20 protein-coding genes and 2 pseudogenes are annotated in these 21,863 nt (G+C 43.8%); 5 read left to right on the top strand and 17 right to left on the bottom strand.

The window, feature by feature from the left end:
* Window positions 1–14 precede the first annotated feature (14 nt).
* The 4 genes and pseudogenes from tssL to tagH all read right to left on the bottom strand — a co-directional run bounded on the left by tssL (window position 15) and on the right by tagH (window position 4,327).
* Window positions 15–1,308, bottom strand: a pseudogene (gene tssL / locus EX191_RS08205) (type VI secretion system protein TssL, long form).
* A gap of 11 nt (window positions 1,309–1,319) precedes the next feature.
* Window positions 1,320–2,645 (bottom strand): type VI secretion system baseplate subunit TssK, encoded by a 1,326-nt coding sequence (gene tssK, locus EX191_RS08200; RefSeq protein WP_081441242.1) that lies wholly within the window; start codon window positions 2,643–2,645, stop codon window positions 1,320–1,322.
* Window positions 2,646–2,666: 21 nt separating this feature from the next.
* Window positions 2,667–3,122 (bottom strand): type VI secretion system lipoprotein TssJ, encoded by a 456-nt coding sequence (gene tssJ / locus EX191_RS08195; protein WP_005395676.1) that lies wholly within the window; start codon window positions 3,120–3,122, stop codon window positions 2,667–2,669.
* A gap of 11 nt (window positions 3,123–3,133) precedes the next feature.
* On the bottom strand, window positions 3,134–4,327 hold the full coding sequence (gene tagH, locus EX191_RS08190; protein WP_193447528.1) for a type VI secretion system-associated FHA domain protein TagH: 1,194 nt from the start codon (window positions 4,325–4,327) through the stop codon (window positions 3,134–3,136).
* Between the two features lie 312 nt (window positions 4,328–4,639).
* Here tagH and EX191_RS08185 point away from each other — a divergent pair, with 312 nt between their 5' ends.
* The 3 genes from EX191_RS08185 to EX191_RS08175 all read left to right on the top strand — a co-directional run bounded on the left by EX191_RS08185 (window position 4,640) and on the right by EX191_RS08175 (window position 7,781).
* Window positions 4,640–6,790 (top strand): serine/threonine-protein kinase, encoded by a 2,151-nt coding sequence (locus EX191_RS08185; protein WP_172605944.1) that lies wholly within the window; start codon window positions 4,640–4,642, stop codon window positions 6,788–6,790.
* A 429-nt stretch (window positions 6,791–7,219) separates the two neighbouring features.
* Complete coding sequence (locus EX191_RS08180; RefSeq protein ID WP_005395669.1) at window positions 7,220–7,555, top strand: Hpt domain-containing protein; 336 nt, start codon at window positions 7,220–7,222, stop codon at window positions 7,553–7,555.
* Between the two features lie 34 nt (window positions 7,556–7,589).
* On the top strand, window positions 7,590–7,781 hold the full coding sequence (locus EX191_RS08175) for a hypothetical protein (RefSeq protein ID WP_012842175.1): 192 nt from the start codon (window positions 7,590–7,592) through the stop codon (window positions 7,779–7,781).
* Between the two features lie 32 nt (window positions 7,782–7,813).
* Here EX191_RS08175 and EX191_RS08170 read toward each other — a convergent pair whose 3' ends face one another.
* From EX191_RS08170 to EX191_RS08155, 4 genes are all read right to left on the bottom strand, one after another.
* Window positions 7,814–8,227: an ATP-binding protein gene (locus EX191_RS08170; protein WP_243238664.1), complete on the bottom strand. Its 414-nt coding sequence runs from the start codon at window positions 8,225–8,227 to the stop codon at window positions 7,814–7,816.
* A gap of 107 nt (window positions 8,228–8,334) precedes the next feature.
* The gene (locus tag EX191_RS08165; RefSeq protein ID WP_145535213.1) at window positions 8,335–9,528 is read right to left on the bottom strand and encodes a PP2C family protein-serine/threonine phosphatase; all 1,194 of its coding nucleotides are present in this window, start codon (window positions 9,526–9,528) and stop codon (window positions 8,335–8,337) included.
* A 29-nt stretch (window positions 9,529–9,557) separates the two neighbouring features.
* Window positions 9,558–9,818, bottom strand: coding sequence for a hypothetical protein (locus EX191_RS08160; RefSeq protein WP_005395662.1), 261 nt, complete (start codon window positions 9,816–9,818; stop codon window positions 9,558–9,560).
* A gap of 213 nt (window positions 9,819–10,031) precedes the next feature.
* Window positions 10,032–10,646 (bottom strand): glutathione S-transferase, encoded by a 615-nt coding sequence (locus tag EX191_RS08155; protein WP_047009249.1) that lies wholly within the window; start codon window positions 10,644–10,646, stop codon window positions 10,032–10,034.
* Between the two features lie 145 nt (window positions 10,647–10,791).
* Between EX191_RS08155 and EX191_RS08150 the strand changes: the two genes are divergently transcribed.
* Together EX191_RS08150 and EX191_RS08145 are read left to right on the top strand one after the other, a co-directional pair.
* Window positions 10,792–11,367 carry a TetR/AcrR family transcriptional regulator gene (locus EX191_RS08150; RefSeq protein ID WP_017447463.1) on the top strand — a complete coding sequence of 192 codons (576 nt, stop codon included), beginning with the start codon at window positions 10,792–10,794 and terminating at the stop codon, window positions 11,365–11,367.
* Window position 11,368: 1 nt separating this feature from the next.
* The gene (locus EX191_RS08145; RefSeq protein WP_193447527.1) at window positions 11,369–11,773 is read left to right on the top strand and encodes a PPC domain-containing DNA-binding protein; all 405 of its coding nucleotides are present in this window, start codon (window positions 11,369–11,371) and stop codon (window positions 11,771–11,773) included.
* Window positions 11,774–11,871: 98 nt separating this feature from the next.
* On the opposite strand, the gene nirD is transcribed toward EX191_RS08145, so the two are convergent.
* From nirD to cobA, 9 genes and pseudogenes are all read right to left on the bottom strand, one after another.
* Window positions 11,872–12,207 carry a nitrite reductase small subunit NirD gene (nirD, locus tag EX191_RS08140; protein ID WP_124007993.1) on the bottom strand — a complete coding sequence of 112 codons (336 nt, stop codon included), beginning with the start codon at window positions 12,205–12,207 and terminating at the stop codon, window positions 11,872–11,874.
* Window positions 12,208–14,728: pseudogene (nirB, locus tag EX191_RS08135) on the bottom strand (nitrite reductase large subunit NirB).
* Window positions 14,729–14,738: 10 nt separating this feature from the next.
* Window positions 14,739–15,575, bottom strand: a complete 837-nt coding sequence (locus tag EX191_RS08130; protein ID WP_193447526.1) for an ABC transporter ATP-binding protein — start codon at window positions 15,573–15,575, stop codon at window positions 14,739–14,741.
* An 11-nt stretch (window positions 15,576–15,586) separates the two neighbouring features.
* Window positions 15,587–16,552, bottom strand: coding sequence for an ABC transporter permease (locus EX191_RS08125; protein ID WP_009696302.1), 966 nt, complete (start codon window positions 16,550–16,552; stop codon window positions 15,587–15,589).
* Between the two features lie 80 nt (window positions 16,553–16,632).
* Complete coding sequence (locus tag EX191_RS08120; protein ID WP_193447525.1) at window positions 16,633–17,997, bottom strand: CmpA/NrtA family ABC transporter substrate-binding protein; 1,365 nt, start codon at window positions 17,995–17,997, stop codon at window positions 16,633–16,635.
* 265 nt (window positions 17,998–18,262) lie between these two features.
* The gene (locus tag EX191_RS08115; RefSeq protein ID WP_025500874.1) at window positions 18,263–18,844 is read right to left on the bottom strand and encodes an ANTAR domain-containing response regulator; all 582 of its coding nucleotides are present in this window, start codon (window positions 18,842–18,844) and stop codon (window positions 18,263–18,265) included.
* A 63-nt stretch (window positions 18,845–18,907) separates the two neighbouring features.
* Window positions 18,908–19,822: a dienelactone hydrolase family protein gene (locus tag EX191_RS08110; protein WP_062907270.1), complete on the bottom strand. Its 915-nt coding sequence runs from the start codon at window positions 19,820–19,822 to the stop codon at window positions 18,908–18,910.
* A gap of 171 nt (window positions 19,823–19,993) precedes the next feature.
* Complete coding sequence (locus EX191_RS08105) at window positions 19,994–20,947, bottom strand: glycosyl transferase family protein (protein WP_025626441.1); 954 nt, start codon at window positions 20,945–20,947, stop codon at window positions 19,994–19,996.
* Window positions 20,944–21,849 carry a uroporphyrinogen-III C-methyltransferase gene (gene cobA / locus EX191_RS08100; RefSeq protein WP_193447524.1) on the bottom strand — a complete coding sequence of 302 codons (906 nt, stop codon included), beginning with the start codon at window positions 21,847–21,849 and terminating at the stop codon, window positions 20,944–20,946. Before cobA ends, EX191_RS08105 begins: the two co-directional genes overlap by 4 nt.
* Window positions 21,850–21,863 lie beyond the last annotated feature (14 nt).

Here is a 21,863-nt window from a genome sequence, read left to right as displayed (position 1 = left end):
CTATCTACCTGTTATTAATTCGCGACAAGGAGGTCGATTTCAATTCGACGGTTAATAGCTCGGTTTTCGTCACTATTGTTTTCAACCAATGGTCTTGCATCACCCAGCCCTTCTGGTATGACTCGACCTTCTAGTGCGCTATTCGAGATAAGTTGTTCAGACATAGCAGTAGCTCGAGCTAATGATAGATGCCAGTTCGAAGGATATTTACTCGTGAAAATTGGCCTATCATCGGTATGACCTGTCACAATGATCTTGCCTTGGGTCGACTCCAACGTTCTAGCGAGTTTAGAAATTACGGGTTGGATATACGCAACAACATCAGCACTACCTGATTCAAATAGATCTTGCGACTTTAACGAAATTCTTACCCTGTCTTGCAACGGCTCGACGTTAATTAGCCCCTTCCCGATCTCGGTTGCCAGATACATAGAGATCCTTTCTGCAATTGGCGCTGATTTTGATTCTGACGTTGTATCTTGGTTAAGCTGTTGCGGTTGAACCAAATTGACTAATTGAGAAAAGGTGCGGTTGGAAGCCTTGTTTAGCTCATAGCTAAAATACATAAATATACAAACCAATAATGCAGCCGTTACGGAGCACACAACCCAGAGAGGAGCTCTGTCGGAAGCCTTAGAGCCATTCAAAATGTGTTGTTCGATACTATTGCTTAGCTCTTGAGGTATCCCTCTTCCGTAAGACTTAAGAATAGCGATAATCTGCCTTCTCAGTTTTCGGTGAGACTCCAGTCCGTTTTTTTCCAAACGATATTGGCCGAGAAACCCAAGCGATAGGCACACGTACATCAATTCAAGCAAATCTAAATTTGTATCTGGTTGCGCCATGCACTTATCAAGGTACTTAAAGAACGCCTCCCCACCCTGGCTGCTGGCATAGAAAGAACTAAGCAATGAGTCATGGCTCCAAAATGAATGCCCCCCCCCAATTAGTATTGAGCACCGCTTCATCTAACGAGCAACACAAACAGTAACGAGCCGTATCAATAGTGTCCAAATCAACGTCGTGGTGGCGTAGTCGGTTCTCATAATCTCTAAGTTTTTGTGCCAACGTCTCTTTTAGAAACAACGGGTCAGAATGAGTCGCTGTCGCTCGAATTTGACCAATAATGGATAAAAGACCATTCGCTTCTGCCAATAAAGGGTTGTTCCCATAAGCAACCACTGAATCGTTATTCACCAATTCAGGACTTTTTGAGATAACTACCGTATTATCCGCTGACTTTTCTGATGGTGGTTTCGGTGCGGGCGCTCTTCCACCCGGTGTTGGTTTTACGATCGTTTGTTCCATACTGAGCACACCTATTGACTAATACTCCACAGCTCAAGGTCAGCATTCGGAAAATGCCCCGATAAATGCAGCGCAATACCACCACTGTCTTTCAGCCTCATCCAAAACGGGCCTTTCTTGACTACTTCGAAGTAGACATAACCCGTTTGGTAAGGGATCTGCCTCGGTACTACACTCAATGGCGCTACGTTTATGCCATTAATCTGATTGTTGATCAGATCACGAATCTGCTCCGCTGGTCCAAACTTGAGCTGCGCCGGGACTAAACGTCTGATTTCATCTGTTGTCGTATCAGCTTTGACCGCAAGCACAAACTGGCATGATTCAAGTAAACGCTTATCTGGAAGTGGCGTCACTTGAATTCCATATTGTCGTGGCTCCAAAGGAAGTTTGCTTGCTGTTTGATCAAGGACAACGCTCAGATATTGACTCAGAACTTGATTCAATTCGCTATAAACACTTGATACATCTAAGTGATCGTATGTAAGTAAGCTTGGCATCCTCTTGGTTTTGTCAGAAAACGTAGCTAATTCACCAATATAACCTTTCAGGGTCGTAGCTAATTCCAATGGATGTAGCCTGTCTAGGTCACTAAAGTGCTTTAACATCGCCTCATACCTGTTCAACATTTGTAGCATGATGAAATCAACAGCAGATGCAGATGCGGCTTTGCCCTTAATCAATCGCTGCGCAATAACGTCGGCACGCATCTTTGTCATCGCAATAACGTTACGCAAGTAAGCCGACATAACTTTGTCGCTAAGTAAATTGATAAGCGGTGGAACATACGAATCGTCTAGTATTACTTCGCCTTCTGCCGTTACCTCTTTTATTTTCAAAATCGGTAACTCAACATAACCCGCTAATTTGTCATTGCTGGCTTTCAGTTCTAGGTTTAAGGCTGCGACTTGAATCGTTTCTTCATCCTGCCCAGTGAGATTATCTATAACGTCAACGTCTTTAAGTACATAACGAGAAACAATCGCCTCACTTACATCAGAAACATTTTTACCTTTGACATTTGAAAGGGGAAGAGTGATTTTTACTAACGTATTTTCTACGTCTTTATCAATAAATAAAGGCACAACCGAATCGCTGGCTGTTAAGGTATTAACCAGAGTCATATCTGGCAAAACTGCCTCAAAGTGATCTAATTCAATCAGACCATCTTTTAATGCATGTTCTTTTACTCGACATTTCCAAACCCCCCAATTATAAGCCCCACCAAACTGATGTAAGCCTTTGAATTCTTGAGAGGTTGCGCGTTCATGTTGTTGAAAGTGCTGGGGACGTAAAAACATCCCTTCGCACCAAGCCGTCTTGGAGTATTGCGTCATTTATAATTAGCCAACTAAACGTTATTTTACGACCAAAGACAGATCTTCTAACAGAATTTGATAGGTGTTGTAACCGGTCTTATCCACTTCAATGACTTGTCGCCAATTTGAATTTTCAATATCTCGAAACGCTGCGACAATGCCTAAGTATTCAGTCTTTGGAGACATACTTGCCTGATATGTTTCTTTCTGACCTGGAGTTAATGATATTTCATATTTATTCACTAAATCAGGACCTAAGACTTTTTCACTTTCTTCATAAATTGAAAAAAAATCCTGACTTTCAAAAAGGGTATTTGATGTTAATTCAAAAACATACACGACTACAGGGGATGGCCTACCATTGGAGTCAGGGTTAATATTGTGATTTGCTGTTATTTCTAAATCTGAATATGGATCAACAACTAAATTGGCTGCTGAGCATCCAAATAAAACCATTGAAATTAATAACAAAATGTACTGATAAACTCTTTTCATCACCCTATTTCCTAGCTTTTATTTTTTAATGCTAACTCATAGTGTTTAGCGAAATCTTCTAAATAAAATGGAGATTCTTTATTGATAATGTCATCGGATAGCTTTTCATGAATATCCTCAAACCGCTTCCAACTTTGAGCATATTTCCTTGCTGGAATAACCTTATTAATAACCGTGTCTTTAGCTAAAGCTTCTGAGTATATCGACGTAGGTTCAACAAGCGACATAACACTTGAAACCGTACCCTCAACACCTTTCATTAACGCTTGTTCATGACTTTCTATATCACTAAACGCTTCTTTAATGGCTGCACTTGGCTTTAGGAAACTTGCAGTTTGACGGTTATATAAGTTATGAATTGCATCTTCTAAATTCGCAGAGAACTTCAGAGGATTATTTTCTGACTTCCGAAACGCAGTATGACTAAGTCGATTTGTTTGTTTAAATACCGCTCGATTGTGCAGCGTTTCCATTAAACCAACTAACATCAAAGAAAATGATTCCCCCAGTTGTTCAAACCATTGCTCTCTGTTATCGCTGGGAATCATCGTTGGATCAATACCCGCTCCTTTAATGAACGCCGCAAGCTCGCTCCCTTTACTATCAAATTTGGGAGTTGATTGACGTTCTAGCTGTCGTGGGGTTTCCGGTACAGGTGTAGGATCTACACTCTGTTTTTCTGGTTTGGGGATATCAATAAAATCATCGACTAAGCCAATATCTAGTTGAAAGTCAGAAGGAACACTCTCATTCAAAAGCTCACTGGCACTAAGGCCGAGGTCTACAAACTCTGCTTCAGATGAACTCGAGAATGCTTCAGGTTCTGAACTGGAACGAAAGTTACTTTCCTGATTATTGAATGCCTCAGTGCTAGTTTGAATACTTACTGAAATTTGGTAATCCCCTAAACTAACCGTATCGTCGTCACTTAGTGCAATCTCATGTCCTTGGCCCACAGGTGTCACAGCGTTATTAACAAACGTGCCATTAGTTGATAAGTCTTTTATCAAGTATTTATCACCAAACTTGATGAGCTCTCCGTGAGTTCCGGATACTACTCTTTCAGGGTCTGGCAGTGTCCAATCACATTGCTCAGACCGACCAAACGTAACTTTGGCATGCTCATCACTTGATTCAAACACAAACTCACTCTCAATCTCTGGAGTAAATTTGTGAAAACTTGTTATGGTTAAAACCAACTTCATGTAAACCTCGCCAAAGACCTGCTAAATATTATTTTTAATTTTATTATTAGTCACTTTCTTATTAACAGTAAGATTAATAAAAACCTTAAACCTGCCATTGAAAATCATGCACGGAATAATGAATCATTTTTTTATCAAAGCAATCACGTATTGTTCAACAATTTTAATTATCCAACCAAGTTCAAATTTTTGACACTTAGACTTTCATCAATAAAAAAACGAATGTTAGTTTGGCCGCGAAATTCTAACATAATGACTTTTCATTGAGCAGAAAGGTATATATTCCCCCATCATTTATACGGAGTTCTTGTGATGGAAGACAGCAATAAAAACAATTCTATAAATAATAAAGATAGCGGAGACAAAACTAAAATTGTAAAGACTCAAAAACGAGACAATGCAATTCAATCAAATAAAGTTGCTAGCAATGAAGGCTCCGTTCAAAATAAAAATGAAACAAATACAAAACTGTCTCAAAAAGAAAACACTCCGTTAGTTAATAAGAAAATAAACAATAAAAATAACACATCAAATAATGACAAAGATGTTATTAATGAGAATTTAATAGGCACAACTGTCAAAAATCGATATGAAATCGAGTCGGTTCTTGGCCATGGCGGACTTTGTGATGTTTATTTGGCAAAAGATAAGATATTAGAATCTTCAGGTTCAGAAGCCCCTTACGTAGCATTAAAGATTTTACAAAAAGAGTTTGCATCTCAACCAGAGACTGCACGCATGTTGATACGTGAAGCTCAGCAAACACAAAGATTAAGCCACCCTAATATTATTAGGGTTTTTGATTTTGGTGTTGATGGCGAAATATATTTCTTAGTGATGGAATATATTAACGGGGAAACATTAGAGAATTTAATACAACGATCTAGGCCGCATGGGCTGAAGTTTAATGCAACTTTATCGATTCTAAATCAGGTACTTGACGCGCTGTCTTACGCCCATTCACTTGGTGTCGTGCATGCCGATTTAAAGCCCGCTAACGTCATTTTAACGTCTGAAGGTAATGTTAAATTACTCGACTTTGGTGTATCTAAAACTCATCAATTAAAGCAAGATCAATACGCAGCTAAACGTAAATCCGAAAATGTGGAGACTCTTGGTTATACTCCAAACTACGCATCGCTCAACTTGTTGTCGGGTAAAGAGCCAAACTTAAGCGACGATATGTTTGCGCTATTTTGTATTGCTTACGAGTTATTGAGTTGCAAGCATCCTTATTCAAGAACTCCTGTTAATGAAGCTCTCAAAAAGAAAATGAAGGTCTCGAAACCTACTAATATGCCAGCATCTAAGTGGCCTATCTTTGCACGCGTGTTTTCAACTGGCATCATCCCCAAAGACCTTACCCCAGAGCAGTTAAAACAAAAGTTGAACTTGCGATATTGGCCTATCGTTAGCGGTGTAGCTGCAAGCGTACTATTGGTTACCGGAATCGTGTTTGGCTATCAACAACAACAAGAAACCATCTCTGATTTAGAAATAGCTATTAACAAGCAAAATGATCAGATTAATGGGCAGGAATGGTTGCTTGATACACCGCCAGAAAAAAGCTTGTCACTGATTAATAGTGAGAAAAACTTACACCCGGTGATTAAAGCTGGCTTACTACGACAGCACAAGAGCTACCTTCTAAGTGAGTTTGAATCTGAGATTGATCAGGTTCTAAATTCTGATGCTAACAACTATCCAAATTATGATGAAATCGAGTCTGTACTAAACAAAGCAAAAACCTACTACCCTGACTCACATAAAATTGAAGTTCTGGCGTTAGATATTCAATCAAGCAAGCACTCCACATTGCTTTCGATAGCCAGACAAATCAATAGCCAACTGGAAAAGTCTCGATACAGTAAAGAAGAAGACAGTAAGTCCATCTATGAACTGAAAGATGAGTTAAATCAAATTCATCAGGATTACCCATTTACACCAAGCTCATTATCTAGCGATGTTTTTGGTAAACACCTAACTGAAGCACTCAAAAATAAAGATGCTGCAGCACTTGTTGCGCTAATTAAGGTTGGGAATACTTTCTTCTCAAACGTTGAAGAGCATCAAAACAACTTAAAAATAAGCAACGCGATGAAAGATGCAGTTCTCGAAATGAAACTGTATGAGACCGCGCTAGACTCTAACGATCCTCTACCATTTCCGGACGAGGCTGCTCGAATTTTGTTCCAAGAGGAATTCGAAAACTTCTATTACCGCCTAGAAAAGGCAAGAACAACAACTCACCTCGATAACTTAGTGAAAGATGTTGATCAGTTTTCGAAGAACTTTCCTATCGGTTTTCAAGATATTAACGATTTGAGATTCAAAACTGCAGATAAATACCTGCGCTTCTCCGACATACTACTCAATAAGAGAAGGACCACAAGCGCAAGACGTGCAATGAAGAAGGCGAACGAGTTAATGAGGCAGGTAGAACAGGACTCCAAGCAAAGCTAATTGTACAAAAGGGGCGCAAGGCCCCTTTTTTGCGTCAATCTACTTGCCATTATGCAACTAGGTTGCTAGCTTGTATTTGTACTCGATTAGGAGAGTTGACCTTGACTGAAGGAATAGTCAAAGTTGGCGAGCGCTTGGCTTACTTGTTTGATGATTGCTTTAAACTAGGTAGACAAGACTGTTCCCAACCCAGCATTTTATTTGTAACCCACTATCACGTAACTTGTGTTGCCACGACACGAGTGCAAAATGCTTTGCACAAAAGATTAGATCATAGACACTTGTATATAAGTCAAAGTGTACCGAACAATAACTTTGTTTTTATGAGTCTAGCTCAAGTGATAAGCACACTGTTCAGCGCTCAACTCCCCCCACTTCAACGTTCCTATCCGATACATTTTTCTACCTCGCGGTTAGTCAGAGGTAAACATGATTAATTTTGATGTTCTCAATAAATACATGGAGAACGACGTAGATCTTATCGTCACCGTTTTTTCCACATACTTAGAAGACCACGCCAATGACATACAGCGTATCAATGAGTTATACGCAAACAAATGTTGGCCGGAACTCTACTTATTGGCTCACAGCCTAAAGGGCATTCTAGAAAGCTTTGGTGAAGAAACCGCTGTCATTGTTTTCACAAAAATAGAAGCAGAAACAAGAAACGATAACGAGCCAGATAGCTCAGATATAGCTATAGTTACTAAAGAGCTAGCTGCCATTAATCAACAAATCTTTGCTTACTTGAAGAATATGCAATAAAACAAATTAAGGCTTAACTGGGGGAAATATGGCAATGAACAATAGCAATTTCAAGGAGCTGATTGAGTCTCTCAAAGACTTAACGCCAACTCAAAAGAGGTACTTGCTTAGTCGTACAAAGATGGCGTTAGATGATGAGAGCAATATGCTAAACATCAGTGATATACTGACACCAGAAGAGTTGGAAGCATTATTGTCACCTGCACCAACCACAAATACAAAATAACAATAACATACAACGTAACCTTCAGATTAACGCTAGGGACCAGGTGGGGTGAATAGATCTTGCTTGGTTGTTAGTTTTTCGCCGTTCCTCTTCACTAAAACAAACGTGTTTTTTCCAATCTCTTTTTCTAACTTGAACTGATCAGATAATTGAGCGACTAACATCAGTCCACGACCTGAAGCAGACCAACTATCATCATCCATTAAGTTAGGAGCCTCAATCTGTTTATTTTTATGTTGGTTGAATGTCATTTCATTGATTGACGCTCCGTAGTCAGAAACCCTAAGTTCAATGAAATCTGACATTGGGTCACATCTAATCCTACACTCCACGTCTATCGGCTTGCCTTCAATTTCACTGTAAGAATGGATGTAAGCATTGTTCATAAGCTCAACAACACAAAGCTCCAACGACTGAGCCGTACTTAACGATACTTGATTATCCATTAAAAACTTAGCAACCTCTTTACTCGCACTTCGAGAGCGAGTAAGGGATCCACCGTAAGTTCGTTTAAACTCGCTCTGGAACATTCTTTTCCTTTATCCCTAGGCTATCAGCCACGCCACCTTACTTGTAAAAGACTCGCATCATCATCAAACTCATCTTTGTTCTGCCACGATTGTACTTGTTCAAAGACACATCTAGCCTGCACTTCTGCTTCTAATTGCGAAGTACAAACAGCTTTTATACTTGATGCCAACCTTTGTACTGAAAACATCGCCTCGCCTCGCCTCGCTTCTATCAAACCATCCGAATAAAGCCATACTACATCCCCCTCACTCAGAATAATTTGATTATCAACGTACTCCATCGGCTGCAAAGCGCCAATCATAAAGTTGTCTTCACCCGCCAGCTCTGTAGTTTCGGTGCTCGCTCGCCAAACAAGGAACTTAGGATGACCAGCAGTACAATAGCGAAGTTGTCCTGATTCTGTATTAAGAATGGCATAAACCATGGTGAAATAAAGCTGACTGTTCCTAGTTTGCTGATACCTTCGGTTTAGCCGATCAATAACGGCTGCTGGTTCACTGATACAGTAGTCGCCATCTCTTAGCTCCATGGTTATCGAATCAGGTCCCAGATTTTGAGATAACGTCTGTTGGATAGAAAAAGCCATCAAAGCAGACGAAACACCATGACCTGAAACATCGAAAACATAAAATGCGACATGTTGTTCATCAAGCTCAAAATACCCCAACATGTCACCACCAATCTGGGAGCACGGTTTGTAGGCGTAACTAAATTGCATGTTCTGGATCGACGACTCCGCTGGGAGTAGTTGCTCCATCAGGTGACTAGCAGACTGTAAATCTTGATGGATCATTCGATAGGCTGCATCTAACTCTTTATTTCTCTCAACGAGTTTGTTGTGCAGTTCTAAAGTACGAAACCCCGCGCGGATTCTGGCCTGAAGTTCCTCTACAGACGTCTTCTTATCCACAAAGTCATCTGCGCCAGCATCGATGCCTTTCACGATCGAGCTTTGGTCATTTCTAGAGGACAATAAAACAAAGAAAATGTAACGTTCGCTAACTTGTGATTTTAATTGCCGACACAGCTCAATACCATTAATGCCAGGCATCATTAAGTCACTAAGTACAAACTGAATATCTTTGCGATAAGTCAGCACTTCAAGTGCGGATTGTCCGTCTTCAACAGCAATAACTTCATATCCCTGCTTTTCTAATGCACTGCTGATATAAAGTAGTACTGTTTTACTGTCATCGACCAAAAGAATGGATTTCATTCGCCTCCTTAAGACGGTAGTCGGGCACGCTAACGTAGAACACTAGTCACTGATTGCTCATTTCTAAAACGACTATAATCTTCAGCTAATAACTGGTGTTGATATCGAGTGTAAGACAGCGCCTCATTGGAGATTAATATCTGATGCTCTTTCTCTATTAACTGACTTTGCAGTTTTTCAATCTGTTCATTCTGCTGTGTGTTATTGAGGTACAGCGCGACGAGACCAAAGACCGAAACCATTAAAAGAGCAATAAGAACATTATTGATAGTTTTAACTTGAATACGCATGACCTCTCCTTGTCTATTAATAGACTTCCCACTATGAAAAGAACGTCTACAGACTAAGAGCGCTAGGCTCTAAAACGCATTGAAGCCCATTGAGGTTGTTTTTCCAATTATAGGCGATAGGAGACAAAATAAGAAAAAAGCTGAAGAATTTGAATATCCTTGTGAATTCGAAAGGCAATAGCAGCGAGCAATGATCTACTCGCTGCTGGTACATCAACTTAGAAATGCAGGCCGAGCTGAAACTTGCTCATACCAACGCGCAATGTTTGGTGCAGTAGTAAACACATCGATTTCTAGGCCTTTAATTGCAAAACCAATCAAAATAAAGCCTGTAATATCGACGATAGTAAAATGGTCAGCGGCAATGAACTCGCTTTCACCAAGTCGCTTATCTAACAACGGTAAAAACTCTTGCACGCGTTGCTTGGACTCTTCGCCCCACTCTTTAACACAACGCTCTCTATCTTCATAGATAGCTGTGATGTTTCTAAATGCTTGAAAAGCAGCATACAGACCTTGAAACTCCACCACGCGATGCCACATTTCCACTTGCGCGCGCTCAAGTTGGTTTGCCCCAAACAGAGCTAAATTATTTTCAAACGCTTCATCCAGATAACGACAAATTGCGACGCTCTCACAAATCGTCGTGCCATCTTCAAGCTCAAGCAATGGCACTTTTCCATTGACGCTTTTTTGCTTGAAATCTTCCGCTAGATTTTCGCCGTCACGCACATTTAAAGCGATGCGTTCAACATCGCCACCAATTTCCTTTAAAAAAATGCTAACTCGCTTACAACTTGGAGTTATCGCAGTTTCGTAGAGCTTCATTTTATATCCTTTTTTCTTTTTCTAACCGATTGGTTAGGATATACTGTAGCCAGTTTATAAACGATCAGTCAAGAACTTCATTTCCCAAAAGTTGTTCAATAAGTTTAGGAGTGGTTTGAGAAAAACCGCTCAGGTAGGTACGCATATGGCAAGAAAAGCCAACTTCGATCGAGAAGAAAAACTATTAGTCGCTATGGACGTTTTTTGGCGCAAAGGTTTCGCTAATACATCCATTTCTGATCTCACCGACGAGTTGAACATCAACCGCTTCAGTCTTTACAACACCTACGGTGATAAGCAGCAGCTTTACTACGAAGCACTGGATGCTTATCTAAAAAAAGTCTCGTTGCCCTCACTCACCGACTTAGAGAAAGACGGCGCATCCCTGCCAGAACTTGAGTCTTTCCTTAAGTCCTTTGCAGAGCTGCAACGCAAGCGAAGTTGTGGGTGTTTTATTCAAAATGCGTTGATTGAGCATGCAGGTGAAGACGATGACGTACTGCGCAAAGGGCATTTTTTGTTTGACCATCTTATCGACATCATTGCGGATGCACTAACCAATGCGCAAAAAGAAACCTTAGTGCCCAAAACGCTGAAACCAGAAGAGCTTGCTCGTTTTGTTCTCAACAACATGCAAGGTATGCGCGTGCTTGGCAAAGCCAAACGTTATGCCGATTTGGATACGGCGCTTTCCTGCTTGCTGGTTTTGATTAGGAAATAACATGTCGATTGAAGTGATAGCAGTACGCCTTACCAAAGGCATGGACTTAAAGCTGAGCCTAGCGAAATTGGTCGAGCAGCATGGTATCAAAGCAGGCTCGATTGCTTCATGCGTTGGTTGTATCTCTGACCTAAACCTTCGTTTGGCTGGTGCAGAGAGTACGTTAACCAAACAAGAGCCATTTGAAATTGTCTCTGTGATGGGAACCCTAACGCCTGAACATCAACACGTTCATATCTCGGCGTCAGATCGTGATGGACGAGTCTGGGGCGGGCATTTAATGGAAGGCACGGTTATAGACACCACCGCAGAATTGATCATCCATTCTTATCCAGAACTTGAGTTTACCAGAGCGATGGACGACTCGACTGGCTATACCGAGCTACAAGTGAATTCTTGCAAATAGTCAAAAGCTCCAGAGCCACACTCTGCTGTCTCTGGAGCCTTATTCGCTTGTCTCTTACGCCAATAATTTATTCATATCGAGCAAGCTAATTTCGAGGATCATTCTTCGACTAAGTAACAAACCTGATTATCGTCGACCGTTACTTGCCACGTTTTTAGACAGTGCGCTTCGTCTTCCAAACACTGCCCGCTCTTTAGGCTGAAATGCTGTTTGTACAGTGGTGACGCAACACACATCTCACCATCAATATCGCCGACAATCCCTCGACTCATCACGTAAGCCTTGCCTATTGGGTCCCAATCTTGAACGGCGTAAACACCGCTATCAGGAATGTAGAATAACGCGACATGCTCGCCTTCAATCAACACAGTGGCACCGATGAACGGCATTAGGTCATCAAACTGACACAATTTCACTTTGGTTAAAGCTGCCATTTACACCTCCTGTTTCACCGGAATACGCTGACCGCGCACACGTTGGTACGGCAAGACTTTGCTGCCCGACGTGCTGTTCAAGAAAGGACGGAAGCGCTGCAGTTTTTGAGGATTATCCAACGTACTCTTCCACTCACACTGATAGGTATCTACGACTCGTGCCATTTGCTCATCCAATGAATCACATAGATTCAGAGAGTCATCCAAAATCACTTGTTTAAGGTAGTCTAAGCCCCCTTCCATGTTCTCCATCCACACTGACGTACGCTGCAAGCGATCTGCGGTGCTGACGTAGAACATCAATACTCGGTCAATCATGGTGATCAACTCTGATTTGGATAAGTCGGATGCAAACAAATCAGCGTGTCTTGGTCTCATGCCGCCATTACCACAAACGTATAGATTCCAGCCGTTTTCGGTGGCGATCACCCCAATGTCTTTACTTTGCGCTTCTGCACACTCGCGAGTACAGCCCGATACGGCAAACTTAAGCTTATGGGGCGCTCGCAATCCTTTGTAGCGGTTCTCTAACTCAATGGCTAATCCAACTGAATCATCAACACCATAACGACACCAAGTAGAACCCACGCACGATTTCACGGTGCGCACCGATTTACCGTAGGCGTGCCCTGTTTCAAAACCAGCATCAATTAAGGTTTGCCAGATTTCAGGAAGCTGTTCTAACTGCGCGCCAAATAAATCCACGCGCTGACCGCCAGTGATCTTGGTGTACAGATCGTATTGCTGAGCGACTTCACCAAGTACGATGAGTTTGTCTGGTGTAATTTCGCCCCCCCGGAACACGAGGTACAATCGAGTAAGAGCCGTCTTTTTGCAGGTTAGCCATAAAGGCATCGTTAGAATCTTGCAGAGACTGATGCTGTGGCTCCATGATGTGTTCATTCCACAAAGAAGCAAACACAGATGCTGCTGTCGGCTTACAGATATCACACCCATGCCCTTTGCCATGCAGTGCGATTAAGGTGTCGAAGTCTTTGATCTGTTCCACTTGGCAAATATGGAACATCTCTTGGCGACTTAACTCAAAGTGCTCACAAAGGTGGTTGTTAACCTCTACCCCCATGGCTGCCAATTGCGTATCCAATACCGACTTCACCATATTGCTACAGCCACCACAGCCAGTACCGGCTTTGGTGTTCGCTTTAAGGTCCGTCAGGTTGGTAGTGCCAGCTTGAATCTCGGCAACTAAGTCGCCTTTTGTGACGTTGTGACAAGAACAGATAATGGCGCTGTCTGGCATCTCTCCATCAAGCATTCCGGTATCAAACAGCAGGTTCGCCGCGTGGTTTGGCAAGACAGTTTTGTTCAAATAACACTGCAAAAGCGCATCGTAGTCACTGTTGTCACCGACGAGAATCGCACCAAGTAATTGGGTACCACTCGCATCAACCACCAGCTTTTTGTAGATGCTTGCTACCGAATCTTGCAAGACCATTTCTTGTGCGCCTTCGGTTTGCATTTGTGCATCGCCGATAGACGCCACATCCACCCCAAGCAGCTTGAGTTTGGTGCTCATGTCTGCACCTTTAAAACCTTCGCTTGGCATTCCAGTCAAGACATCGGCAGTGGTTCTCGCCATGGTGTAACCGGGTGCGACTAAGCCAAAGATCTTCTGTTCCCAAAGGGCACATTCGCCAATCGCGTAAATGTTCTCATCGCTGGTTTGGCATTGGTTGTTAATCACAATGCCGCCTCGCTCGCCTATTTCTAGCTCAGCCAGCCTTGCCAACTCATCTTGAGGACGAATGCCTGCGGAGAAGACAATCACATCCACTTCGAGAGGATCTTTGTCTTTAAATACCATACGATGCTTAGCCGTTTCACCATCGCAGATTCGTTCCGTACCCGTTGAGGTGTGAACGGTTAGCCCCAGCGCTTCAATCTTCTCTTTTAGCACTAAGCCAGCACCATCGTCTAACTGCACGGGCATCAGGCGGGGAGCAAATTCAATAACGTGAGTTTCTAACCCCAATAGCTTGAGTGCGTTTGCCGCTTCTAAACCCAATAAGCCACCGCCAATCACTGCACCTGTTCTTGCACCTTCACATGCCTTCTTGATTTGTGAAAGATCATCAAGCGTGCGATAGACAAACACGTTGTCTCTGTCTTTACCTTCAATTGGCGGCACAAATGGGTAAGAACCGGTCGCGAGCACAAGTTCGTCGTAACCCAGCACATCTTCACCATCAAGAAGAATGCGCTTTTGCTCTCTGTCGATGCCTGTTACTTGGCTGCCAAGTACGAGTTGGATGCCATGCATGTCGTACCATTCTTGGTTGCTCAGCATCAAATCATCATGAGACTTACCCGCAAACAAAGAGGACAACTTTACACGGTCATACGCGATAAAACGCTCTGCACCAATCACGGTAATTCGGTGCTCCAAATGCGCGTTTTTCTGCACTAATTGCTCGACGAGGTGTTGCCCGACCATACCGTTGCCTACCACAACGATGTGGCTCAATGCGTTCTTTACTGGAATCGTTAAAGGACTGTTCATCGCTGCCTCCTTATGCCGTTTGCGCTGCGTTTTTGGGTTGGTCTTCTTTCGAAGCAGGAATCTCGACTTTGGATTGCTTCTCGTAAAGGAACTTCAGCACCGCTTGTCGACACTTCTGATACTGCACATCATCCGCCAGTGCGACACGCTCACGAGGGCGAGGTAGATTCACTTCTAACACTTCACCAATAGTTGCAGCCGGTCCGTTAGTCATCATCACGATTTTGTCAGATAGCAGCACCGCTTCATCCACATCGTGAGTAATCATAATGACGGTGTTGTTTAGCTCGGCTTGGATCTTCATCAGTGCATCCTGTAAGTGCGCACGAGTTAACGCATCCAACGCACCAAATGGTTCATCCATCAGTAGAACCTTTGGTTGAAGTGCCAGTGCTCTCGCAATGCCGACTCGCTGCTTCATACCGCCCGAGATTTCATCCGGCTTTTTGTGCGCGGCATGCTGCATTTGAATCAACTCCAAATAGTGGTTCACTTGTTCCTGAATCCACGCTTTGCCCTTTTTGCCGGCAATTTGTTTTACAGCTAACTCAACGTTTTGATACACGGTTAACCAAGGCAATAATGAATGGTTTTGGAACACCACTGCGCGGTCAGGTCCTGGTCCAGCTACTTCTCGTCCATCGACGATCACGCCGCCATCTGTTGGCATGTGTAGCCCTGCGACTAAGTTCAATACCGTTGATTTACCGCAGCCAGAGTGACCAATTAGGGATACAAACTCGCCCTTATTGATTTGTAAATCGACGTTTTTAAGCGCGATGAACTCGCCATCTGGCGTTGAGAATCGCATCCCTAAACGCGTTAGATCTAATAATGCTTTTTCCATGATCTTTTCCCTTATCTCAACGCTTGTTGTTTATTCCAAGACAGCCACTTTTGAAGTTGCAGCATGCCTCTATCGAGCATCAAACCGATAAAACCAATAGTGATGACTGCCACCATGATGCGACCCAATGATGCCGAACTGCCGTTTTGGAACTCGTCCCAAACGAACTTGCCTAACCCTGGGTTCTGCGCGAGCATTTCTGCTGCAATCAATACCATCCAAGCGATACCTAAAGAGAGACGTAAACCGGTGAAGATCATTGGAATGGCAGAAGGTAATACGATGGTGCGGATGTGCTGCCACCACGAAAGTTGAAGCACTTTACTCACGTTGATTAAGTCTTTATCAACGCTCGTTACACCCACTGCGGTATTAATCAGCGTCGGCCATAAGCTACATAGCGCTACTGTGATCAGAGAGTTAATGAACGACTTAGCAAACATCGGGTCATCACTCACATAAGTGGCACTTACAACCATAGTAACGATAGGCAGCCAAGCTAAAGGTGAAACAGGCTTAAGCAATTGAATGATTGGGTTGAACGCTTGATACAGCCCTTGATTAAGACCAAGCACGATGCCAAGCGGAATCGCGACAACCGTCGCCAGCAAAAAGCCCGCAGTTACGGTCACTAAGCTTGTTATGATTTGGTCGAAAAACGTCGGTTTACCTGTGTAGGGACGAATCTTCACTTCCGCGTCCGGATTCTTGGCTAACTTCGCAGCATTGCGTTTTTCCTGACGCTCGATAAAAGCTTGTTCCTTTTCTCGTTCTTGCCAATGGTCATCGATAAGGTTGCTGAACTGCTGAAAAGTTTGCACAGGTCCCGGTAGCGTACCTAATGAAGTTTGCACTTCTCTCGCTGCTAAGTGCCACATTGCCAAAAAGATCAGCAAGCCAATGACGGGCAAAAGCACCAACCGACTTCGGTTCACTACCTGCTTAGCAGGAAAAAGGGAAATGACATTACTAGACATACTCACTCCTAAGAAATTTACATCCTTGTTATTGCGGGCAGACTCACCTGCCCGCTGTATTTTTTGTAGGACTGCTCATCCTAAACTTTGTCTTTTCCTTTTAGCCCGATAGAGAACTTCTCTAGATATTTATTTGGCTCGCGACCGTCATAAACGATGTTGTCGATAAAGTGTGTTTGTGGCGCGCGAAAACCATCTTCAGCGCTGAAGTCTGGGAAGTCTTTTTTGCTCAACACACCATCTTCAATTAGCGCTTGAGCTGCTTGTTGGTAGATATCTGGACGGTACACCTCTTTTGCGACATCCATGTACCAATCATCGGATTTCTCGCTTGAGATTTGCCCCCAACGGCGCATTTGAGTCAGATACCAAATCGCATCGCTGTAATACGGATACGTGGCGTTATGACGGAAGAACACGTTGAAGTCTGGCACGTCTCGTTTGTCGCCTTTCTCGTATTCAAATGTGCCCGTCATCGAGTTGGCGATAACTTCGGCATCGGCTCCAACGTATTCGCTTTTTGATAACATCTTCACTGCTTCTTGGCGGTTGGCATTGTCGTTTTCATCCAACCAATGTGCCGCTCGAATCAAGGCTTTCACTACACGAATGTGCGTGTTTGGATACTTCTCAGCCCAAGCTTTGGAAACACCAAACACTTTCTCTGGGTTGTTCTTCCAGATCTCGTAATCGGTCACGACTGGCGTACCAATACCTTTAAATACGGCTTGCTGGTTCCATGGTTCGCCTACGCAGTACCCTTTGATCGTGCCCGCTTCCATTGTGGCTGGCATTTGTGGTGGCGGTGTAACACTCAATAGAACGTCAGCATCCAACTGGCCACTGTTATCGCCTGAATCTGGTGCATAAAAACCTGGATGAATCCCACCTGCCGCTAACCAGTATCGCAACTCATAGTTGTGCGTCGATACAGGAAACACCATGCCCATGTTGAAGGGTTTACCTTTATCCAGATAGCTGTCGACCACAGGCTTCAGTGCATCCGCTTTGATTGGATGAACAGACTTGCCATCCGGTTGTTTTGGAATGTATTGCTTCATCTGCTCCCAAGTATCATTGGAAACCGTGATTGCGTTGCCGTTCAAATCCATACTGAACGCGGTAATCACTTCTGCTTTTGTACCGACACCAATCGTCGCGCCCAATGGCTGACCAGCAAGCATATGCGCGCCATCGAGTTCACCATCGATAACGCGGTCCAACAGCACTTTCCAGTTTGCTTGCGCTTCGAGCGTGACGTATAACCCTTCGTCTTCAAAAAAGCCTTGCTCATAGGCAACCGCTAGCGGCGCCATATCGGTTAACTTAATAAAACCAAACTTCAGGTCTTCAATTTCTGGCTCACCCAACTCTGCCTTTGCGCTAACCGTGGTGATTACCGATAACGAAATTGCTGACACTTTCAGCATCGAACTCCATTTCATTGGATTGCTCCCATAAAAAAAGCGCTACTACTCCGAAGAGCAGTAGCGCCGTTGCTAAGTCTGCAATTACCGCCATTGATAATTGAGATAAGCGATTCAACAATAAACCCGTTCTAACTAATCCAATTACTGTGCCAACTAATTTTTCACTTTAAATACAGCAAATTAGAGTTGACCCTAGTTACCAAACAATTGTATTTGCTTACTGTTAGTGCAACACGCACCACAGTAGAATTTTCACCATAACTCCAAAGTAGTAGAGAAGTTAATCCATTAACTGCAATGCGGTAATCAGGTTCTTCGCAACTTGAGTAAGCGTTTGACTCGATTGCATTGCAGAGTTTCGCATTGCTTTGTACGCGTGTTCCTCATCTACATTGTGCACTTTCATCAATAAGCCTTTGGCTTTTTCCACCAGCTTTCGCTCTTCAATCTTGTTCGTCAGCGATTCAATTTCTGAATTCATTCTCTCGAACCGCTCACGTACCAAGGTTGCGTGGTCAATCCAAGGTTGAAGAGCAAACTCAGTATCATGAGGCATCAACACATAATCCATTTGGCTTGATAACCGATTGATATCATTAGAAGATAGTTGCTTTAGCACGATAAGAAGTGGTACCGATTTTTGTCGGCAGAAATCGACGATCAAACGCAGCTCTGCGGTTGGCTGCTGCCATCCAACCACAACTCTTGCCGATGGTTCTCTCCGTATCAGCGTTTCTAGCTGTGCCAATTGGCTACCGATGATGTTGTCGTAATCTTTGCTCAATAAGCCGGACAATCGAGCTTGCTCTTGAAGGCTGTCACAGCAGACGATAATGGGTGTTTTTGACGTTGATTGAGTCATGCACATTCCTTGTTAATATCTCACTCACTAAAGGAGATAAAACAAGGAATGTGCCAACTCCGATTAACTGACGATGAGATGTTCTTTGAAGAAAGCTAAGGTACGTTCCCAAGCAAGAGCCGCTTCCTCGGGTGCGTAACGTGCGGTTGAGTCGTTGTGGAAACCATGATTGACGTTTTCATACATCAAAGCTTGGTACTTCGCACCTGAAGCAATCAACTGCTGCTCGTACGAAGGCCAAGTGTCATTCACACGTTTATCCAACCCTGCGAAATGCAACATTAATGGGCCTTTCACTTGTTTTTGAATCTCTTCTGCAGCGGGTGTTCCATAAAAAGGTACGCCTGCATCGAGCTCATTTGGCATAACTGCTGCCAGCATATTGACGACATAACCACCAAAACAGAAACCAACCGCGCCAAGCTTGCCGTTTCCATGTTCGTGCTGTTTGATAAATTTAGCGGCCGCTATAAAGTCTTGCTCAATCTTGGCTCTGTCCATCTCTTTTTGCATTGCTCGCCCTTCATCATCATTTCCCGGATACCCACCTAACGGGTAGAGAGCATCGGGAGCAAAGGCGATAAAACCATCTTTCGCTAGTCGTCTCGCGACGTCTTTAATGTAAGGGTTGAGGCCACGGTTTTCATGAATCACCAAAACCGTTGGTGATTTGATGGTCTTTTTCTGAGGCATCACCAAGTAACCACGCCCTTCACCATGCCCATTCGGCGACGAAAAGGTTTCGTACGTGGCTTTGATTTCAGGATCATTGAAGGAGACTTGCTCGGCAAGCGCGTAATTTGGTGTCAGCGCGTCAACCAGTGCGGTCATGCTAAACCCGAGCACCGCAAGGCCACCAAGCCGATTAAGAAATTCTCGGCGCGAAATCTTTCCGTGCGCGTATTCGTCGTACCAATCGAAGGCTTCTTGCGGGATGGGGTGAGCCGCCTTTTCACTTGACGTCGTGTGCTTTAGCATTATCCATGTCCTCATTTCTTATCGAAAAGTAAACCCATCACCGCAATGGTGATGTTTATGCTAACCAGCAAAGAGAGACTTGTGGTGATAAATTCATCACTGACGAGCATACACAAACAATAGATAAAGGAATCCGATCCAACAACTTTGTATCGTTAGGCAGTCATGCAATCAGTTCGCTGCGCAATACGACGCCCAGTACAAAAATGCACGTTCAAAAGCTTGTTCTCTGTCATGCATTTCAGCAAACAAGACAACCGTCATGGTAGCTAACACCGTGTTCGCCATTTGATTCATGTCGGTTTCTTCTGTACCAAATGGACAAGCCGTAGGCATTGGCACCTCTGACAGCATTTGCTCTGTCCAGTAGTGAGATGTCACGCCACTGGTTTGACTAAGCCATACTGTCTGGCTTACTTTCGGGTTGTATTCGGACTCACCCGACTGGCCTTTAAACGACACCACAGCATGCGCCGTTTGGCCAATTTCGTGCTCGACTTCAGCGTGGAGCTGCTGGAAACCAGGATGGAAGCTACCACGAATACCGACTGTCGCCTGCCCCGGGTTCAGTGCTCGAACCACGGTATTAATCGGCGTTCTAAGCCCATAACGATTCTTCCAACCGATCATGGTTTCTGCTTGCGGCGCAAACGCACTCAGCGGTAGATAAACGATGTTTTGTGTTTCTAACACACGCTTTGCGTCTTCTGCTGATTCCGCTTTCTTGATAGCAAATTTGTCGAGGTAATCTTCTGCGTGTAAACGACCAGATTGGCGGTCGTGATAACCATGCATCAACACTTTATGACCATTATCGGCAAGGATCTTCGCTGCCAACAGGTGCCAAGGCTGACCTGCCGCCTCACGTTTGCCTGCGTAACATGGCCAGTCAATGTCTGCGCCAATGGCAGGCATGCGGGATTGGAATGCTTTCACAAAGCCAGCGATTTCTTGTTGAGTCTCGTTCTGTACGCGGATAAGCATCAATAACATCGCCATCTGATCGTCGTCGCACTCACCGTTTAGGTATTCATCCATAACTCGAAACGCTTGGTCAAAGTTCAGTGGTTTTCTACCACGCTCGCCACGACCGACTGTTCTGATACATTCCAAAATGCTGCTCATATTCCCTCGTATTCCGTCACTGACTGTACGGTTTCTATTAGTTGTTCGCGCAGTTTGACAACTTCTCCCATCACAATCAATGCTGGGCTGATGCCTTTGAGTGTAATCGATAACTCATTGAGCTGATTGAGTTGTGTAACGTGCACTTGTTGTTGAGGGCTGCAACCATGAGTGATGATCGCGACTGGGAAATTTTCTCTCAAACCAGAGCTAATTAAACCCGTTTGTATTTGCGATGACTTTTCTAACCCCATGTAGAAGACTAACGTTTGTCCGCTTTGCATCAGTTGGCACCACGATTCAAATGCGCCCGTGACCACTTGCCCTGTTACAAAGGTAACGCTGCGAGCAACACCACGATGAGTCAGCGGAATCAAGCTATTTGCGGAACAACCAATCGCTGCAGTAATACCGGGGATGACTTCATACGGAATCGCATGTTTGACTAGAGCTAACGCCTCTTCGCCTCCACGGCCAAATACAAAAGGATCTCCCCCTTTTAAGCGCACAACTCGCTTTCCTTGTTGAGCGAGCGATACCATCAAGTCACAGATTTCTTCCTGACCTATACTAGGTTGTCCGCATCGTTTGCCCACGTAAATCCAATCGGCTTGTGGCGAAGCCAACTCCAAAATATCTTTGTTAACCAAACGGTCGTACAACAACACCTCTGCCGACATAATCGCTTTCACTGCCTTTACTGTTAACAAGTCAGGATCGTGCGGCCCTGCTCCGACAATCCACACAAAACCTTTGTGGTTCGCGTCGAGATCTACGGATTGGTCTTCTAAAAGCTTGTTCAGTTTGCTTGCTTGGTCATGCCTAGAAAAGCGAGACGAGCGTTTTTGACTCTGGTCCGCTTGTCCTTTCTTAAACCAAGACTTTTGATAAGGCGCTTCCATGTGCTTATCCTCTT

The sequence above is a fragment of the Vibrio chemaguriensis genome (assembly GCF_012275705.1).
Taxonomy (GTDB): domain Bacteria; phylum Pseudomonadota; class Gammaproteobacteria; order Enterobacterales; family Vibrionaceae; genus Vibrio; species Vibrio diabolicus.
The sequence above is the reverse complement of the archived record's forward strand: the minus strand, read 5'-3'. Positions and strand labels throughout refer to the sequence as shown.

Coding starts and splice junctions, on each gene's coding strand:
- EX191_RS08180 (WP_005395669.1), top strand. CDS start 7,220: ATGATTAATTTTGATGTTCTCAATAAATACATGGAGAACGACGTAGAT.
- EX191_RS08150 (WP_017447463.1), top strand. CDS start 10,792: ATGGCAAGAAAAGCCAACTTCGATCGAGAAGAAAAACTATTAGTCGCT.
- EX191_RS08120 (WP_193447525.1), bottom strand. CDS start 17,997: ATGAAATGGAGTTCGATGCTGAAAGTGTCAGCAATTTCGTTATCGGTA.
- EX191_RS08170 (WP_243238664.1), bottom strand. CDS start 8,227: ATGGATAATCAAGTATCGTTAAGTACGGCTCAGTCGTTGGAGCTTTGT.
- nirD (WP_124007993.1), bottom strand. CDS start 12,207: ATGGCAGCTTTAACCAAAGTGAAATTGTGTCAGTTTGATGACCTAATG.
- EX191_RS08105 (WP_025626441.1), bottom strand. CDS start 20,947: ATGAGCAGCATTTTGGAATGTATCAGAACAGTCGGTCGTGGCGAGCGT.
- EX191_RS08110 (WP_062907270.1), bottom strand. CDS start 19,822: ATGCTAAAGCACACGACGTCAAGTGAAAAGGCGGCTCACCCCATCCCG.
- EX191_RS08160 (WP_005395662.1), bottom strand. CDS start 9,818: ATGCGTATTCAAGTTAAAACTATCAATAATGTTCTTATTGCTCTTTTA.
- EX191_RS08165 (WP_145535213.1), bottom strand. CDS start 9,528: ATGAAATCCATTCTTTTGGTCGATGACAGTAAAACAGTACTACTTTAT.
- EX191_RS08145 (WP_193447527.1), top strand. CDS start 11,369: ATGTCGATTGAAGTGATAGCAGTACGCCTTACCAAAGGCATGGACTTA.
- tagH (WP_193447528.1), bottom strand. CDS start 4,327: ATGAAGTTGGTTTTAACCATAACAAGTTTTCACAAATTTACTCCAGAG.
- tssJ (WP_005395676.1), bottom strand. CDS start 3,122: ATGAAAAGAGTTTATCAGTACATTTTGTTATTAATTTCAATGGTTTTA.
- EX191_RS08125 (WP_009696302.1), bottom strand. CDS start 16,552: ATGTCTAGTAATGTCATTTCCCTTTTTCCTGCTAAGCAGGTAGTGAAC.
- EX191_RS08175 (WP_012842175.1), top strand. CDS start 7,590: ATGAACAATAGCAATTTCAAGGAGCTGATTGAGTCTCTCAAAGACTTA.
- cobA (WP_193447524.1), bottom strand. CDS start 21,849: ATGGAAGCGCCTTATCAAAAGTCTTGGTTTAAGAAAGGACAAGCGGAC.
- tssK (WP_081441242.1), bottom strand. CDS start 2,645: ATGACGCAATACTCCAAGACGGCTTGGTGCGAAGGGATGTTTTTACGT.
- EX191_RS08155 (WP_047009249.1), bottom strand. CDS start 10,646: ATGAAGCTCTACGAAACTGCGATAACTCCAAGTTGTAAGCGAGTTAGC.
- EX191_RS08115 (WP_025500874.1), bottom strand. CDS start 18,844: ATGACTCAATCAACGTCAAAAACACCCATTATCGTCTGCTGTGACAGC.
- EX191_RS08130 (WP_193447526.1), bottom strand. CDS start 15,575: ATGGAAAAAGCATTATTAGATCTAACGCGTTTAGGGATGCGATTCTCA.
- EX191_RS08185 (WP_172605944.1), top strand. CDS start 4,640: ATGGAAGACAGCAATAAAAACAATTCTATAAATAATAAAGATAGCGGA.